At 37.9% G+C, this 16,304-nt stretch carries 14 protein-coding genes; 3 read left to right on the plus strand and 11 right to left on the minus strand.

What is annotated here, in order from left to right; translation table 11 throughout:
* Nucleotides 1-16: 16 nt before the first annotated feature.
* From GS400_RS13830 to GS400_RS13850, 5 genes are all read right to left on the minus strand, one after another.
* Nucleotides 17-1,018, minus strand: coding sequence for a Gfo/Idh/MocA family protein (locus tag GS400_RS13830; RefSeq protein WP_160102718.1), 1,002 nt, complete (start codon nt 1,016-1,018; stop codon nt 17-19).
* A gap of 20 nt (nt 1,019-1,038) precedes the next feature.
* Entirely contained in the window at nt 1,039-2,250 is a 1,212-nt protein-coding gene (locus GS400_RS13835; protein ID WP_160102720.1) for a CapA family protein, read from the minus strand.
* A 42-nt stretch (nt 2,251-2,292) separates the two neighbouring features.
* Nucleotides 2,293-3,291: a Gfo/Idh/MocA family protein gene (locus GS400_RS13840; RefSeq protein ID WP_236560946.1), complete on the minus strand. Its 999-nt coding sequence runs from the start codon at nt 3,289-3,291 to the stop codon at nt 2,293-2,295.
* Between the two features lie 94 nt (nt 3,292-3,385).
* Nucleotides 3,386-4,288, minus strand: coding sequence for a Gfo/Idh/MocA family protein (locus GS400_RS13845; protein ID WP_160102722.1), 903 nt, complete (start codon nt 4,286-4,288; stop codon nt 3,386-3,388).
* Between the two features lie 197 nt (nt 4,289-4,485).
* Nucleotides 4,486-5,778, minus strand: a complete 1,293-nt coding sequence (locus GS400_RS13850) for a Gfo/Idh/MocA family protein (RefSeq protein WP_160102724.1) — start codon at nt 5,776-5,778, stop codon at nt 4,486-4,488.
* 271 nt (nt 5,779-6,049) lie between these two features.
* On the opposite strand from GS400_RS13850, the gene GS400_RS13855 reads away from it, so the two are divergent.
* From GS400_RS13855 to GS400_RS13865, 3 genes are read left to right on the plus strand one after another with little or no spacing between them, the layout of a single operon-like run.
* Complete coding sequence (locus GS400_RS13855; RefSeq protein WP_160102726.1) at nt 6,050-6,808, plus strand: sugar isomerase domain-containing protein; 759 nt, start codon at nt 6,050-6,052, stop codon at nt 6,806-6,808.
* Between the two features lie 46 nt (nt 6,809-6,854).
* The gene (locus tag GS400_RS13860; RefSeq protein ID WP_255454141.1) at nt 6,855-8,159 is read left to right on the plus strand and encodes a neutral/alkaline non-lysosomal ceramidase N-terminal domain-containing protein; all 1,305 of its coding nucleotides are present in this window, start codon (nt 6,855-6,857) and stop codon (nt 8,157-8,159) included.
* A gap of 49 nt (nt 8,160-8,208) precedes the next feature.
* Nucleotides 8,209-8,820, plus strand: a complete 612-nt coding sequence (locus GS400_RS13865; RefSeq protein ID WP_160102730.1) for a carbohydrate-binding family 9-like protein — start codon at nt 8,209-8,211, stop codon at nt 8,818-8,820.
* 104 nt (nt 8,821-8,924) lie between these two features.
* Here the strand turns inward: GS400_RS13865 and prmA are convergent, their stop codons facing one another.
* The 6 genes from prmA to hemW form a co-directional block, all read right to left on the minus strand.
* A complete protein-coding gene (gene prmA / locus GS400_RS13870) occupies nt 8,925-9,863 on the minus strand; it encodes a 50S ribosomal protein L11 methyltransferase (RefSeq protein WP_160102732.1) in 939 nt (312 codons plus the stop codon).
* A 28-nt stretch (nt 9,864-9,891) separates the two neighbouring features.
* The gene (gene dnaJ, locus GS400_RS13875) at nt 9,892-11,019 is read right to left on the minus strand and encodes a molecular chaperone DnaJ (RefSeq protein ID WP_027446876.1); all 1,128 of its coding nucleotides are present in this window, start codon (nt 11,017-11,019) and stop codon (nt 9,892-9,894) included.
* 366 nt (nt 11,020-11,385) lie between these two features.
* Entirely contained in the window at nt 11,386-13,218 is a 1,833-nt protein-coding gene (gene dnaK, locus GS400_RS13880) for a molecular chaperone DnaK (protein WP_160102734.1), read from the minus strand.
* A 32-nt stretch (nt 13,219-13,250) separates the two neighbouring features.
* Nucleotides 13,251-13,826 carry a nucleotide exchange factor GrpE gene (grpE, locus tag GS400_RS13885; protein ID WP_160102736.1) on the minus strand — a complete coding sequence of 192 codons (576 nt, stop codon included), beginning with the start codon at nt 13,824-13,826 and terminating at the stop codon, nt 13,251-13,253.
* Between the two features lie 129 nt (nt 13,827-13,955).
* The gene (gene hrcA / locus GS400_RS13890) at nt 13,956-14,999 is read right to left on the minus strand and encodes a heat-inducible transcriptional repressor HrcA (RefSeq protein WP_160102738.1); all 1,044 of its coding nucleotides are present in this window, start codon (nt 14,997-14,999) and stop codon (nt 13,956-13,958) included.
* Nucleotides 15,000-15,089: 90 nt separating this feature from the next.
* Entirely contained in the window at nt 15,090-16,235 is a 1,146-nt protein-coding gene (gene hemW / locus GS400_RS13895; RefSeq protein ID WP_160102740.1) for a radical SAM family heme chaperone HemW, read from the minus strand.
* Nucleotides 16,236-16,304 lie beyond the last annotated feature (69 nt).

Consider the following 16,304-nt stretch of genomic DNA (forward strand, 5'->3'; position numbering starts at 1 on the left):
ACTTACACCCACCTAACTAATTAAAATGGAGCTCCTTATTCTCCCTTGATGATTCGTAAGTTCCCAGAATAAGGTCGAGTGAATGCTTCCCGTCTTCCCCTGTGATCATTGGTTTTCGACCTTCTCTAACTGCTTGAGCCATATCTTGAATTTGAATTCGATGTCCATCAGGAAAAACACTAAAGCTCTCAAATTCAGGAAGTTCGATATCTTGACCATTCATTTTCAAAGTCGTTATTTCATCATTTATGTAAATTAAGGTTCCATTCTCCCCTAAAATCTCAATGCGCACGGTTTCATTAATATGGGCTGTTGTAGTCATTTCCATCACACCTATTGCACCATGCTCAAACTCTAGCAATGAAGCAGCAGTGTCTTCTACCTCTATGTCTCTTAAGAGTGTTCTCGATTTTCCGTATAAAGAAGAAACAGGTCCTGCCAACCACTGTAATAAATCAATGGTGTGAATCCCTTGATTCATCATTGCTCCTCCCCCATCATATTCCCAGGTTCCTCTCCAACCCGCACTATCGTAGTACTCCTGACTTCTGTAAATTTTCATATAAGCTGAACATAAACTTAATTTGCCTAATTTTCCTGACTGAATTAATTCACGAGCATAGTTCGCTTGTGGTGACATTCTTCTCGGGAAAACAGTAGCTAAATGAACATGGTTTTCTTTACAAACTTGTATCATGTCTTCTACATCTTTAATTTGAATCGCCATTGGCTTTTCAACAAATACATGCTTTCCAGCCTTAGCAGCTAACTTTGTTTGTTCAGGATGGAGAGAGCTTGGTGTACATATATTGACGACATCTATGTTGTCTTGTTTTAATAATTCTTCTAAGCTACTATAAGCGTTAACCCCATACAATTTCCCTTTTTCTTCTGCAAGTGTAGGTTTGATATCACATACTGCTACTAACTCTGCCTCGGGTACATGTTCAATTGATTTTAGGTGTGCTTCAGATATCGTTCCACAACCAACAACCGCAAATCTCGTTTTATTTTTCATATCCTGTTTCTTCCCTTCCATTAATAAATGATTGGCTTTTTCCAGTATTGAACTAAATCCTTAGCCCAATTTGGTGCATTTCCCGTTTCACCTGTTGTTGCTCTCTTCAACGCACGTAAATAAAGTTCTCGATGTGCAGGCGTGAAAAATATATTATGAAGCCAAGCCGCTCCTTTAATATCTTTGGTTTGCAAGAGATTTGCATTTTCTTTAAGTGCTTCAGCTATGGCATCTAATCCTACATCATCTACTACTGCATCCCAAACATTTGTTACTTTAGTATCGTCGCTTAAAATAGTAGACAGATATTGCAAATCTTTAAGAAACTGAGATTTTTCCTCACCTTTCATTAATTCCAGTCCATACTGTTTAATTAAATATGGGGTTACGACCAATTGTTTAATTTTTCTATCTGATAGATCTAGATGTACCATGTATCCAGCATGATGAAAATACTGTTCACTTTTCTGCCAAAACACGAAATTCCCTTGACTATATACAATTGGTACTCCATGATACATTTCTATTCCTTGTGGTACATGAGGGTGGTGACTGATCACAGCGTCGGCTCCTGCTTTAGCTAATTTTCTTAGATCCTTCGTTACATATAAGGGTGGAGAAGGAATATGCTCTCGACCTCCATGAAAAATAACAAGAACAAGATCTGTCTTTTTCTTTAGTTCTCTTATTTGTTCAGTAGTTTTCTGTATATGTAAACCATGAACACCTGGTCCCCCATCTACAGAGCGGCATTCTTCTCCTTCTGCACAGTTTATAATGCCAACTGTTGTATCGTTAACATTCGTAATGAAAGGCTTTGCTGCCTCTTCACCTGATAATCCTGCCCCTGTAACTTGAATACCTGCGTTTTTTAATAAGTTGATCGTCTCGCTCAATCCTTCCCTTCCATAATCCATCGTATGATTATTGGCTAGGCACCCAATATGGAAAGGAACATGAGTTAAAGCTTGTATTGTTTTTTCACTACCTCTTAAATTTGGGCCACCTTTATGGATCGGCTCACCACGATTACCTAACGTAGTTTCAACATTAACTATTGATAAATCACTAGTTTGAATAACAGGTAACAAATCACCGTATATACGAGTAGGATCATTTTCCATAATATATTCATATTGATCTCGTGGTGCCCAGTCTGAACATATCGTGATTCTAGTCGAGTCCTGTGACTCTACATTGTTTACTTTAATAATCCCTTTTTCCCATCTCAATGTAACCCCTCATATTCCCAACAGTATTTACTAACTCCCCTGTTAATGGAACCGGTTCATGACTTTTACCTTTTCATCTGCCTCAATCGTGTGTTGAGTAGCCGTTAGAATATCATCATGACTCAGTATAGATGACTCCCCTGCTAATCGATTTAAGAAATCCTCAGTAATGTTTAAGAAAGGTGAGTGTAGATTAACTTGTTTAAACTCCTCTTCATTCGTCACTTTAAGCAGCAACTCTTCTTTACTAGCAAGAGGATCACCCTCTAGACGAAGTTCAACTATCCCCTTTGTTCCTGTTACAAATATCCGACAATCTCCCCAGGTCCAACTTTTTTCTGGATTAAACCAATCCGCATATAAGTGGGCCAAAATGTTATCTTCCATTTGAATATGAAGAGATGAGGAATCATAAAAATCAGGATACTCTGGTAAAATATTTTTTGCCATATACCCATGAGCATCCAATACTTCTTTGCCTGTTAACCATCTCAATAAATCAAAATCGTGAATAAATAAATCAATCACAATACCACCACATTGTTCTTTCGAAAAATGCCATAAAGGCCTTTTTTCAGGTGTTAATCGATGTGGCTTTCTCATTGAAATGTTAATAACATCACCTAAATCTCCTTGATCTATCATTTCTTTTAACGTAAAGATAGAAGATCGAAATCTTTCAGTTAATAACATACCAACTTGAATATTTCCTCTTTTTATTACATCTTTTAACCTTTCTAACCCAACTCGATTTGTAGCAGCTGGTTTATCAAGCATCACATGCTTCCCATACTCTTCACACAATTCAATGACATCAATTTTTTTGTTGTTAATTTCAGCACAGCCAACAATTTCTATCGATTCTTCTAGTGCTTCTTCCATATCATTTAATAGCTTCACATCGTACTGTTGAGATACTGACTCGGCTAACTTTACGTTTTGTTTTTCATAAATGCCAACACATTCATGACCTAAATTAATCATTTCTTTTATGAAAATCCCTATATGTCCGTGTTGACATCCTATTATCGAAAATCTCACTTGGTCTCACTCCTTTTAAACGCATTCCTACAATCTCTTTAGTATTGAAAGCGGATTCAAAATTGTGTACAAAATCCTCAAATTAGGTTCATCCTTATAACATAACGGTTTTTCCTGTTTCTCTACTTTCATTGGCCGCTTCAATAAAGCGGATAATTTCAATTGTTTCATTCGGAGAAATAGAAGCTTGCTTTTCTTTGAAAAACGTCATCACTTCCTCCATTAAACTAGCCGTGATAGGTTTTTCACATTCTCGAATATTGACAAAGTTTGATGTCTTTTCACCATGAATGACTGCACCAAATTCTCGATTCCCTTTTCTGTTTCCTCTCACTGTTCCGATACGTCCATCCTTCCATACTCCAACTACATACTCATAATCCTCATTTGAGGTAGCTGTTACATGCTGACATCCTTGCCCCATGGTGAGATAAAGCATTTCAACAGAATGAATACCGTACCAATACAACCCAGCTTGCGTAGGTTCTAACGTTATTGGACCAAAACAATCAGCACCTATGATTGCTTCTCCTTGCTTTTCAGATAACATAACTTGTAAATTATCTAAATAACGTAAGGATGATGCGCTCATTAACGGAACTTCATACTCTTTCGCTAATTCAAACATTTTTTTTGCATGATCTGTACAAACAGCAAATGGTTTATCAATAAAAACTGGCTTCTTATAAGAAACGATTTTCTCAAATTGCTCCAGATGAATTCTGCCATCTACTGTGGTAAGTAAGATAGCATCCGTTTGCTCAGCTACTTCTTCAATGGAATTTACAATTTTAATTCCATAGTTATTTTTTAGCGTTTCTGTAATCCCCTCAACCCTTCCATAGCTACGCTCAAAATCAGGAGATCCACCTGGATACCCAATTACGACCTCTCCACCATGAACATAGTAATCTTGTTTAGAATCATTCAATAAGCTAACAAATCCCTCACAGTGAGATGTATCTAAACCGATCATTCCAATTTTTAATTTTGACATTTTCTTCTCCTCCTTTATTTTTGAATTACCCTGCTATATAAGTGGTTCTTTTAGGAATGCATGTTAAGATTCTAATAAACAATTTTTCTATTCCTCCATAGTGGTATTAGCGGACAGAGGATATATATAAAGAAAGTAGGGCTAAAGGTAAAATACCACTCCCTACACCTAAGCATCACCTGATCTTTCCAATATACTTATGAAAAAACACTCAGGGGTTCAATTGTTTTTGTTGATTGTTCTAACCTTGCTTGGTCAGCTCTGAAACCAATTAAATGGCCATAAATTGAATCTTCTAATGTTGTTGTGGATAAAGAAGGTTTTCTACCTTGCAAAACCTTCACAAAATCTTCAACCAATAATAAATCTCCCCCTCCATGAGAATCCTTAACAACATCAACAACTATACGTTCTTCTATATATTCATGCCCCTTCTTTGCATTTGGACGTCTCAAGAGATAATACCCATCCTCCATGACTCCATATATTTCACCTTTTGTCCCAATCAAATGGATTGTTCTACAAGGTTTAGAAGCACCGCCTACCATACTATGTGTCGCTGTAGAACCATCCTCGAACTCTATTAATACGGATTGATGATCGACAACATCATTATCACAATGCCATACACATCTACCGTATGGATTATCTGTTCGTAAAGATTCTAACTTCTGTTCTACGGTAGGGTTGGATATATGTTCAATAGATTTCCATGCATAAAAGGACCAAAGACCTTGCTCAATATAGTTTTTCTTTGATGAGTAAGGACAGGTTGATTCAATTTCACAGTCAACTAAACAACGCTTCCCCGCCCCATGAGGAGCCTTCTCTGGTCTGAAATGCATCAAGCTTCCAAAACTCGATACCTTTACTGGAGCTACTCCACCTTTCATCCAAGTTATAATGTCTAAATCATGACAGGATTTCGCCATTAACATCGTAGAATGACAATTCTTAAGACTATTCCATTTCCCACGAACATAAGATACAGCCATATGGTGGTAACTAACATTTTCTTCAGTTTGAATGCTGATGATATCACCTATCTCATCATTAGCTACTCTCTTTTTAATGTTCGAATAAAAAGGTGAATGTCGTAACACATGACACACCATAACCTTACGACCATATTTTTTCGCTGTATTTAGAAGACGGTTTAACTGTTTCTCATTCGTACCAATTGGTTTTTCGAGTAGCAGGTCATAACCTGCTCTTAGGATAGGAAGAGAGGTTTTAATATGAATGTCATCCATTGTACCGTTAATGACTGCATCAGCTATAGGATTTTCTTTTGCCAGTAACTCTTCTATACCCTTAAAACAATGTTCTTCTGGAATGTCATGCTCTGCTGCTGCATTAGACCTTCGTTTATCATCTGGCTCAACGACTCCAACAATTTTAAAATCCTGTGGATGCTGTAAGGCATATGATGCATAAATTAAACTCCTATGACCTGCCCCTACAATGATTGCTGTTATCAGTTTGTTCATTTATGTTCATACCCCCCTTACAAGAAGTGGATAAACAGTAATTTAAGTTAAATATTATTCATTACTTAATTAAAGTTTATGAAAGGTGTTATATATAGACAACGTCCTTTTTGTGTCTTTAAATGCGGCGAAAGCAACCTTCCTCATTAGCTAGCGTATCAATGTCCGAAAAGGGTGATTATTTCGAAAATAGATTGATGTTTCTAATCATTAAGTGATATCTTTTAAACAGTTATACTGACGCATTTTACAATATTAGGAGGTACTAAAAATGAGTGAAACCGTAATGACTCAATATTTCCATAAGATTGTGAAGCATTTAGAAAAACTCCATGAGGAAGAAGTAGAAAATGTTCAAAAAGCGGCACTGATGGTTGCTGAACAAGTGAAAGAAGACAAAATTGTATATGCCTACGGCCCAGGAGGTCATTCAAATTTAGGCTCCCAGGAAATCTTTTTTCGAGCGGGAGGTCTTATGCATTTAGGAGCTATTTTAGATGAAGGGACTCTATTAAGTAATGGCGCTCTTCGATCAATGGCAATAGAGAGAACCCCTGGTTATGGGAACATTGTCATTGAAGATAACCAATTACAAAAAGGTGATTTATTAATCTTAATTAACTCCTATGGTATTAACACTGCACTTATTGATGCAGCATTAGAAGCAAAAAAACGAGGTGTTAAACTAATTGGAGTTACTTCTGTCCAACACGCAGAACAAACACCACTTGATCATGTAGCTAGACATCCATCTAAGAAAAACCTTCATGACTTAGTTGATGTGGTACTAGATTCTAAGGTTGAAGTTGGAGATGCTGTTGTGGAGATTGAGAATTTAGATCAAAAGGTATCTGCAGTTTCTACATTTGCAAATGCTTTCTTATTAAATTCACTCGTAGCTGAAACAGTCCAACTATTAGTAAAGGAAGGAATAACACCACCTATTTGGATGAGCGGAAATGCTGCTGGAGGAGATGAACAGAATAATCAATTCATTGACCGTTTTAAAGGGAGAATAAAGTCACTATGATTCACCTTTTATCCATTTCTATAAATCTTAAAGAAGGTGAATGCTCATGACATATGCGGGTACTTCAAAAACATGTATTAATCCCACATTTCATTGTGAAATGGCAGGATTTATTGCTAGAGAAGGTTATTATGAAGGAATTCATGATGATTTATGGATGAAATCAGTAGTTCTCCAAGAGGATGACTCTAAACTAATATTACTTAGCTTAGATATAATTGGGCTTGAAGGTATAACAATTAATAAAATTAAAGATTCATTGACACATCACTTCGGAGTAGATTCAGATTCTGTTATGATCTCTACAACACACACACATGCTGGCCCGGCCACACTAGAAAACGCAAACCTGGGTTATGTTAGCCAAGAATATATAAACTATATTGTTAAAAAAGCTACTGAATGTGTGAATTTAGCACTACTGGATTTAGAAGAAGTTGAATTGAGGTATGGCAAAGGAATTTGTAGAGAAGTTGGTAAAAACCGAAGAGAAGTCACTGGAATGACAGATCCAGAGGTGTTAGTCCTTTCTGTTTATAAAGCGAATCATAATGAGTTAAAAACCGTGGTTGTAAATTATGCCTGTCATCCAACTGTGTTAGGACCAGATAACGTTCAGTTATCTGCGGACTTCCCTTATTACCTCTATCAAGCTATCGAACGAATTTATGAAGACCCTAATGTTCTATTTATAAATGGAGCAGCAGGGAATATTAATGTTGGCCATCATGCACATGATAGTATAAATGGGAAGTCATTTAATAAACGAACATTTACCGAAGCTAAACGTCATGGATACACGTTAGCTGGTGAAGTAGTAAAAGTGATTGAACAGTCGGAAAGCATTCATGACTTTTCCATTTTATACAAACAAATGAAGATGAGCATAACATTTACTGTAAATGATATGGTACAATCCATAAACAATGAGTTAAAATCACTGAAACATATCGATAAAAACAAATTAAAACTAGGACAACAAAAAATGATTCAGTTAAAGGAGAAGTGGAGTTCCATTTGGTTAAACAACACAAATGAAGATCATCAAATCCATTACTCCCTCTCTGTAGGACGAATCGGTCCCATCCTTTTTGTAACTTTGCCTGGAGAATTCTTTGTGGAATTAGGCTTGTTGGTTAAACAAGCCTTCCCTCAACACCCTGTTCTCATTTTTGGTTATACAAACGGTAGTTTAGGATACGTAGCAGATCAATCATCCTATATACACGGTGGTTATGAAATTGAGGAGGCATATCAAGCATACGGATTTCCACTCCCTATTCCTATTGGCACTGGTGAAGCTATAATAAAAAATGCTGTATCCGTACTTAAAACTATTATACGTGATTAAAAGGGCTTGAGGGATTAAGCTCTTTTTTTGATACAAGGAGGAGGATGTTTTGAAGAAAGAATATGCCTTGAAGTATGTTCATCATTATAATGAAAAGTTGTTAAACTCTTTAGAGAAATTAACTATAAACGATTTTCCTTGGAATGAACAAAGTGGGCCAGTAACAGAGGTAAGACTATGCTATACATGTTCTCACCTTCACATTCACTTTACAACCTATGAAACAAAACCTAGATCCACATATACCCAGCACAATGATCCTGTATATAAAGATAGTTGTGTCGAATTCTTCATAAAACCAAAACCATCTGAAGATGATCGTTATGTGAACATTGAGGTGAATTCGCTTGGAACTTGTTTGATCGGTATGGGGATAAGCAGAACACAGAGAACAAGGTTAAATCAAGAAATGTGTGAAAGTATTAGCATAACGCCTCAACTCGAACCTGAATGTTGGAAAATTGATATAACGATTCCATTCTCATTTTTTGAACAGTATTTTAGAGATCTGAAAATAGAAAAGGGAGCACAAATGGAAGGGAATTTTTATAAGTGTGGTGATGAAACAAAGAATCCGCATTTTGGATGTTGGAATAGAATTGAAAATAAAAATCCAGACTTTCATTTACCATCATACTTTGGAGTATTGCATTTCAATTAAATAAAGAGAACAAATGGAGAGGGAAAGTAAGAAAATAAATGCATCATACATTTATCACCTTATCCTTCTAGCCTACCCTTTTGTTCTCTTCGTTTTTACTTTTCTTAAGGTTTACGAGCAATGATTGCGGTCCAGTCTTCCATTTGGTTGGTTTCTACAATTTCAAAACCAGCCTCTTCTAAATTAGCCTTAACTTCATTTCGTTTATTCTGAATAATGCCTGATGTAATAAAATGTCCACCTGGTTTAAGTAAACGGAAAGCATCGTCTGTAAATTGAACAATTACCTCTGCTAGAATGTTGGACACAATTAGATCAGCTTCAATTTCAACGTTATTTAACAAATTATTTTGCTTAGAGTGAATTTGTTGATCAGCTTTGTTTAGCTTGGCGTTAATGGTTGTACTTTTCACAGCAACGTCATCTAAATCATAGGCATATACTTCTTTTGCGCCTAGTAAGACAGAAGCTATACTTAGCACTCCTGAACCTGCACCAACATCGATCACTGTATCATTCTCTTGTAAAATTTGTTCAATCGCTTGAATACTTAAAACAGTTGTTGGATGAGTACCCGTTCCAAATGCCATTCCTGGATCTAACTCAAGAATGATCTCGTCACTGGAGACAGGTTCGTACTCTTCCCATGTTGGTGTAATTGTAATACGCTCAGAAATTTTGACTGGCTTATAATACTTTTTCCAAGCTGTTGCCCAATCTTCTTCATTAACCTCACTGATTGTGATGTTATTGTGACCCAAGTCAATATCATGGATTAACAAGTTATTAATAGCTTGCTTAATTTCATCAACCGTTTCCCCTAAAAAACTATTAACAGGAAGGTATGCTTTTACATACACACCTTCCGTTGGATAATCTTCGGGATTTAAATCGTACATCTCACCCATGAAGGTATCTCGTTCTTTTACAAGGTCTTGTGGGTCTTCAATTACCACTCCACTTGCACCAGCTTCATGAAGGATATTTGAAATGGGTTCAATCGCTTCATTCGTTGTATGAATACACATTTCAGACCATTTCACTATGATCAACTCACTTTACTCTAATTTCTTATTCACCTTTGAAAGCACGCTTCATGCGTGAGAAAATCCCGTCACTTTGTTCTTCTGTAGGTTCATTCCCTTCGATCTCATGAAACTCTCTTAAAAGCTCTTTCTGACGATCGTTTAGGTTTGTTGGAGTAACGACGCGCATTTTGACGTGTTGATCTCCATGTCCAGTACCTCGAATACTTGGAGCACCTTTTTCTTTCAGACGGAATGTCTTACCAGCTTGTGTACCAGCAGGAACTTTAAGCTTCACTTTTCCATGAACAGTTGGTACTTCGACTTCATCACCTAGTGCTGCTTGTGCAAATGTGATAGGCATTTCACAGAAAATGTGGTTTCCTTCACGTTGGAAGAACTCGTGCGGACGAATTTGAACGACAACATAAAGGTCGCCTGCAGGTCCGCCATTCTCACCAGGTTCCCCTTGGCCAGATACACGGATTTGCTGTCCTTCGTCAATACCAGCAGGGATGGAAATGTGAATGGTTTTACGTGTCTTCACCTTACCATTTCCGCCACAAGTATTACACTTATCTTTGATAATCTTACCTGTACCTTGACAGTAATGACATACGCGACGGTTTACAACACGACCAAATGGTGTGTCCTGCTCTTGGTTAAGCTGGCCAGCACCCTTACAGTGTGAACAAGTTTCTGGTTCAGTACCTGGCTTAGCACCTGATCCGTCACAAGTATCACATGTTTCTTCTTTCGGAATTTGAATGTCGGTCTCTTTTCCGAAGATCGCTTCTTCAAAACCTAATGTCATCGTGTACTGAAGGTCTGCACCTTTACGTGGAGCGTTCGGATCGCGTCTACGACCTCCTCCACCGAAGAACATATCAAAAATGTCACCAAAGCCACCGAAGTCTTCTGCACCACCGAAACCTCCGAAGCCTTGACCGGCATTTTGACCAGCGTGACCGAATTGGTCATACTGTGCTCTCTTTTGTTGGTCACCTAGAACATCCCAAGCTTCTTGGGCTTCCTTGAACTTTTCAGATGCATTTTCTTCTTCACTGACATCTGGGTGATATTTTTTCGCTAATTTACGATACGCTTTTTTGATTTCGTCTTTAGATGCGTCTTTCGATACGCCTAAGACTTCATAATAGTCGCGTTTACTCACTGAAGATCACTCTCCCGAATCTCTACTCACATAAAGTTTATCTTAACATTGTTCAGTATTGATCTCAATATGGAATGTCATCCATCAGAGATTTTTGCATCGTTATTATTTAAAAGGTTGGTGAAAAGCATTCATCTACTAAATAATTAGAAGCTGATACCTTACCTTCATATAACTTTGGTAGGCAGTGATTCCAGCAGAAGTTGTTAATCTTCTACTGAAGGAATCACGCCTAAGACCGCCACGTCCTGTGGCAACGGCCTGGTGACCCACGTCGTGTGGGCCTAAAAAAGTCAAAGCCAAGATAATCCTGACTTTGACTTTTTGTTTTAGCTTATTCCCACATCAGCTAATACGTTCTGTGGTTTATTGTTTATTTTCGTCGTCTTTTACTTCTTCATAGTCAGCATCTTCAACGTCTTCTGCACTTTGGTCGCCTTCTGCGCCTTGTTGTGCTTCAGCTTGTTGTTGTGCTTGTTCGTACATTTTTACAGAAAGCTGTTGAACTTGCTCTTGAAGTGCGTCTTTCTTTTCGCGGATTTGCTCAAGGTCTTCGCCTTCAAGTGCTGTTTGTAGTTCTTGTTTAGCTTCTTCTGCTTTTTGTTTTTCTTCTTCCGTAACAGCTTCGCCAAGATCTTTGATCGTCTTATCTGTTGTGAAGACTAGTTGATCTGCTTCGTTGCGAAGTTCTACTTCTTCACGGCGCTTCTTGTCCGCTTCAGCATTTTCTTCCGCTTCGTTTACCATACGCTCAACTTCATCTTCGGAAAGACCAGAAGAAGACTTGATCGTGATGGATTGCTCTTTATTCGTACCCATGTCTTTCGCACTTACGTTAACGATACCGTTAGCGTCAATGTCAAATTTAACTTCGATTTGTGGTACGCCACGTGGTGCTGGTGGGATATCAGTTAATTGGAAACGGCCAAGTGTTTTGTTGTCTTGTGCCATTTCACGCTCACCCTGAAGTACGTGAATATCAACAGCTGTTTGGTTGTCAGCAGCAGTTGAGAATACTTGAGACTGGCTTGTTGGAATTGTTGTGTTACGCTCGATTAATTTCGTTGTTACTCCACCCATTGTTTCAATACCAAGAGATAGTGGAGTAACGTCTAGTAATACAACGTCTTTAACGTCACCTTGAAGTACGCCACCTTGAACAGCTGCACCAAGTGCTACAACTTCGTCAGGGTTAACGCCTTTAGAAGGATCCTTACCTACTTCTTTCTTGATTGCTTCTTGTACCGCAGGGATACGAGTAGAACCACCAACAAGAAGTACTTTATTAATGTCGTTTTGAGACATGTTTGCATCTTTAAGAGCACGACGAGTTGGTTCCATAGTGCGTTCTACTAAGCCTGCAGAAAGCTCTTCGAATTTCGCACGAGTTAGATTCATTTCTAGGTGCAATGGACCAGCTTCACCTGCAGTGATGAATGGTAGAGAAATTTGCGTTTGAGCTACACCAGAAAGATCCTTCTTCGCTTTTTCAGCTGCGTCTTTCAAGCGCTGAAGTGCCATTTTGTCTTGAGAAAGATCAATGCCATGTTCTTTCTTGAATTCAGCAACCATGTGGTCGATGATTACTTGGTCAAAGTCGTCACCACCAAGTTTGTTGTCACCCGCTGTAGCTACTACTTCGAAAGTACCGTCGCCGATGTCTAGGATAGATACGTCAAATGTACCTCCACCAAGGTCATATACAAGAATCGTTTGATCTTCTTCTTCTTTATCGATACCGTATGCAAGAGCTGCTGCAGTTGGCTCGTTAATGATACGTTCTACTTCAAGACCAGCGATTTTACCAGCATCTTTAGTAGCTTGACGTTCAGCATCATTAAAGTAAGCAGGAACTGTGATAACAGCTTTTTCTACAGTTTCACCAAGATAGTCTTCAGCGTAAGACTTAATGTGTTGAAGGATAATTGCAGAGATCTCTTGAGGAGTGTACTCTTTACCTTCAATTTCTACAGTGAAGTCTGTACCCATGTGTCTTTTGATTGACTGAATTGTATTAGGGTTTGTGATAGCCTGACGTTTCGCTACCTCACCTACTTGACGTTCACCATTTTTGAAAGAAACAACAGATGGTGTTGTACGATTACCTTCTGGGTTTGGAATTACCTTTGATTCGCCGCCTTCCATTACTGCGACACAAGAGTTTGTTGTACCTAAGTCAATACCAATAATTTTACTCATAATTAAATGTCCTCCTTTACTTCAATATGTAGTTATTGATTCACTTTCACCATAGCAGGTCGAATAACTCGATCTTTGAGTTTATACCCTTTTTGAAGCTCTTCAACCACTACATTTGAATCATAATTTTCATCTTCTACTTGCATAACAGCTTGGTGCATATGAGGATCGAATGGCTCTCCCTGTGCTGGGATCTCTTCTACGCCTTCTTTTGTTAATGCATCCTTAAGCTGACGATAAACCATGTTCATACCTTCTACAAAGTTCTGTGCAGAATCTTCTTTCACTTCAACCTGTAGAGCACGTTCAAAGTTATCTAAAACAGGTAACAATTCATTAATTAAATCTTGCGATCTATATTTCTTATCGTTTTCGCGCTCTTTTTGAGTGCGACGACGGAAGTTATCATAGTCAGCCTGTAAGCGAATTAAACGCTGTTGAATTTCGTCTTTTTCCTGTTGAAGTTGTGCTTTTTCAGCATCTTCCTGATTATCTTGGCTTTCTTCTTGCTCTTCCTCCAGGATTTCTACTTCAGGATTTTCAACGACTTCTTCTTGCTGATCTTCTGTTTGATTCATTTCTTCAGATTGTTGCTTGTTCTCGTCCATGTATGTCACCTCCTCGAATTTCCGAGTCTTAAACACCGATTACGAATATATCAGAAAACGCGATTCACATAAACCAATAAACATCAATAAGAGGGGAGGGATATTCAGATGGCCTCCCAACTCTATCATTTATTCCCCGTCTGAACCATCCTGATACCATGAATGAAACGTTTTTGTCATTCGGTTAGAAAGCAGGTTCAGTAAGGAAATCACTTTGGAATACTCCATCCGCGTTGGCCCTAATAACGCAATCGTTCCCATTTGTTCATCACCTAATGAGTAAGAAGCAGTAATAATACTTAAATCCTGCATCGCTTCAATTTCATTCTCTTGTCCAATCGAAACTTTTATATCCTGTGAGTCATGACGAAGAAGATGAGCAATTTCATTTTCTTCCTCAATCATGGAATATAAGGAACGAATTTTATCGATATCCTTAAATTCTGGTTGCATAAGGATGTTTGTCTTTCCACCCACATACAACTTAACGGGTTGCTCTTCAAAAAGAGCTGCTTGTAGATATTCATAAGCTTTGTCCGATTCATGTGTATGCTTACGAAGAAGGGAAGCAATTTCTGTTCTCAATTTTCGATTAAGGTGGATGATCGGGACACCCTGCAAACGCTCATTTAGGATATTAACCATTTTCTCAAGATCATGAGGTTCAATCCGAACAGGGATTGTGAAGGAACGATGCTCCACGTGACCTGTATTGGTAACAAGTATGGCAACAGCTGTGTGATCAGAAAGAGATATGATCTGCAGTTGCTTTAACTTTGTCTCATAAACCTCAGGTCCAAGAATAATGGATGTATAGTTTGTTAGGTCTGATAACACTCGAGCAGATTGCTGCACCACTTTTTCAAACTCTAACAATTGATTGGCAAAAGCCTGTTGAATAAACGATTTCTCATTCTTAGGCAGATCAAATGGTGACATGAGATGGTCTACGTAGAAACGGTAGCCTTTCTCAGAAGGTACCCGCCCTGAAGAAGAGTGGGTTTTCTCCAAGAAACCAAGCTCTTCAAGATCAGCCATTTCATTGCGAATTGTTGCCGAACTAAAAGACACTTCATCCTTTTTGGAAATCGCCCTGGATCCTACAGGTTGCGCAGATTGGATGAAATCATCAATAATCACTTGTAATATGAGCAATTGTCTTTCTGTTAACATGATGATCACCTCTGTTAGCACTCGAATAATGTGAGTGCTAAATCTAATAATAAGTTATCAAATGCGATTCACCTTGTCAACGATATTTAATTACAGTATTTCATCCTCTAATAAAAATTCTTGAAAGACTACGTTTCCGAACAGCTGACCTTGCTTTGTAAGGCGAATCGTTTCCTCATTCTCCTCTATCCATTCTTTCCTTTTTAGATAATCTAATTCCTTACTATATAAAGAATTTATAGTTAATCCAAAACGATTTTCGAAGGCTTCTTTAGACACACCTGCTGTTTTACGTAAACCTAAGAACATTTGCTCCTCAATTGCATCTCGTTTCTCAACAGTCTCTTCATGCAATCTTGGCAGTCCATCTTCTAAAGCTTTCTTATTGTAATGATTCAATGGCTTCATGTTAACCGTACGCTTCCCTGGTAAATAACCGTGAGCGCCAGCACCGAAACCAAAATAAAAATCATTGTTCCAATACGTTAAGTTATGCTGACTTTCAAAACCCGGTTTCGCAAAGTTACTAATTTCATATTGATATATGCCATTTGACTCCATCTTATTAAGAAGTAACTCATACATTGCTGCTTCTTCCTCTTCCACAGGCTTCGTAATCTTCCCTTTTTTATTTCGCATATAAAAGACGGTTTTAGGTTCAATCTGTAGCGAATAGGAAGAGTAATGCGGTAACCCTAACCCTATCGCTTCATTTATTGATGATTCAAAGTCTTTATAGGTCTGCCCTGGCAACCCATACATCAAATCAACAGATACATTTTGAAAATCTTGTTTTTCAAAATGACGTAAATTTTCATAAACATCTGCAACTGTATGATTTCGACCAAGTTTTTGAAGCATCTGATCATCAAACACCTGTACTCCGAATGATATACGATTTACTCCATATTGCTTTAAGAGAGCTAACTTTCGTTCATCAAACTCACCTGGATTTGCCTCAAATGTGTATTCAGGACAAGACATTACATCAAATGAATCTGCTATCACGTTCAATAATACCTCAAGCTGTTCATAAGAGAGGGCTGTAGGAGTACCTCCTCCTACATAGATCGTGTTTACAGTTTGCTGATTCTTCCCTACTACTGTAACCATCTCATTTTCTAAAGCTTTTAGATATTGGTCAGCTAGCTCTTTGTTATAAAAGAACTTGGTAAAATCACAGTAATGACATATATAATTACAAAACGGTATATGAATATACGCTGAAGATATCATACTTGTCACGTTCCTTTTAAAAAGTTTAAAAACCGCAAGAATAACATCCTGCGGTTTTTGTATAGATAT

It is taken from the genome of Pontibacillus sp. HMF3514 (assembly GCF_009858175.1).
Lineage (GTDB): Bacteria > Bacillota > Bacilli > Bacillales > BH030062 > Pontibacillus.

Excerpts from the sequence above, each read along its gene's own strand:
- GS400_RS13845 (WP_160102722.1), bottom strand. The coding sequence starts at position 4,288 with ATGTCAAAATTAAAAATTGGAATGATCGGTTTAGATACATCTCACTGT.
- GS400_RS13850 (WP_160102724.1), bottom strand. The coding sequence starts at position 5,778 with ATGAACAAACTGATAACAGCAATCATTGTAGGGGCAGGTCATAGGAGT.
- GS400_RS13855 (WP_160102726.1), top strand. The coding sequence starts at position 6,050 with ATGAGTGAAACCGTAATGACTCAATATTTCCATAAGATTGTGAAGCAT.
- hemW (WP_160102740.1), bottom strand. The coding sequence starts at position 16,235 with ATGATATCTTCAGCGTATATTCATATACCGTTTTGTAATTATATATGT.
- GS400_RS13830 (WP_160102718.1), bottom strand. The coding sequence starts at position 1,018 with ATGAAAAATAAAACGAGATTTGCGGTTGTTGGTTGTGGAACGATATCT.
- GS400_RS13860 (WP_255454141.1), top strand. The coding sequence starts at position 6,855 with ATGACATATGCGGGTACTTCAAAAACATGTATTAATCCCACATTTCAT.
- grpE (WP_160102736.1), bottom strand. The coding sequence starts at position 13,826 with ATGGACGAGAACAAGCAACAATCTGAAGAAATGAATCAAACAGAAGAT.
- hrcA (WP_160102738.1), bottom strand. The coding sequence starts at position 14,999 with ATGTTAACAGAAAGACAATTGCTCATATTACAAGTGATTATTGATGAT.
- dnaK (WP_160102734.1), bottom strand. The coding sequence starts at position 13,218 with ATGAGTAAAATTATTGGTATTGACTTAGGTACAACAAACTCTTGTGTC.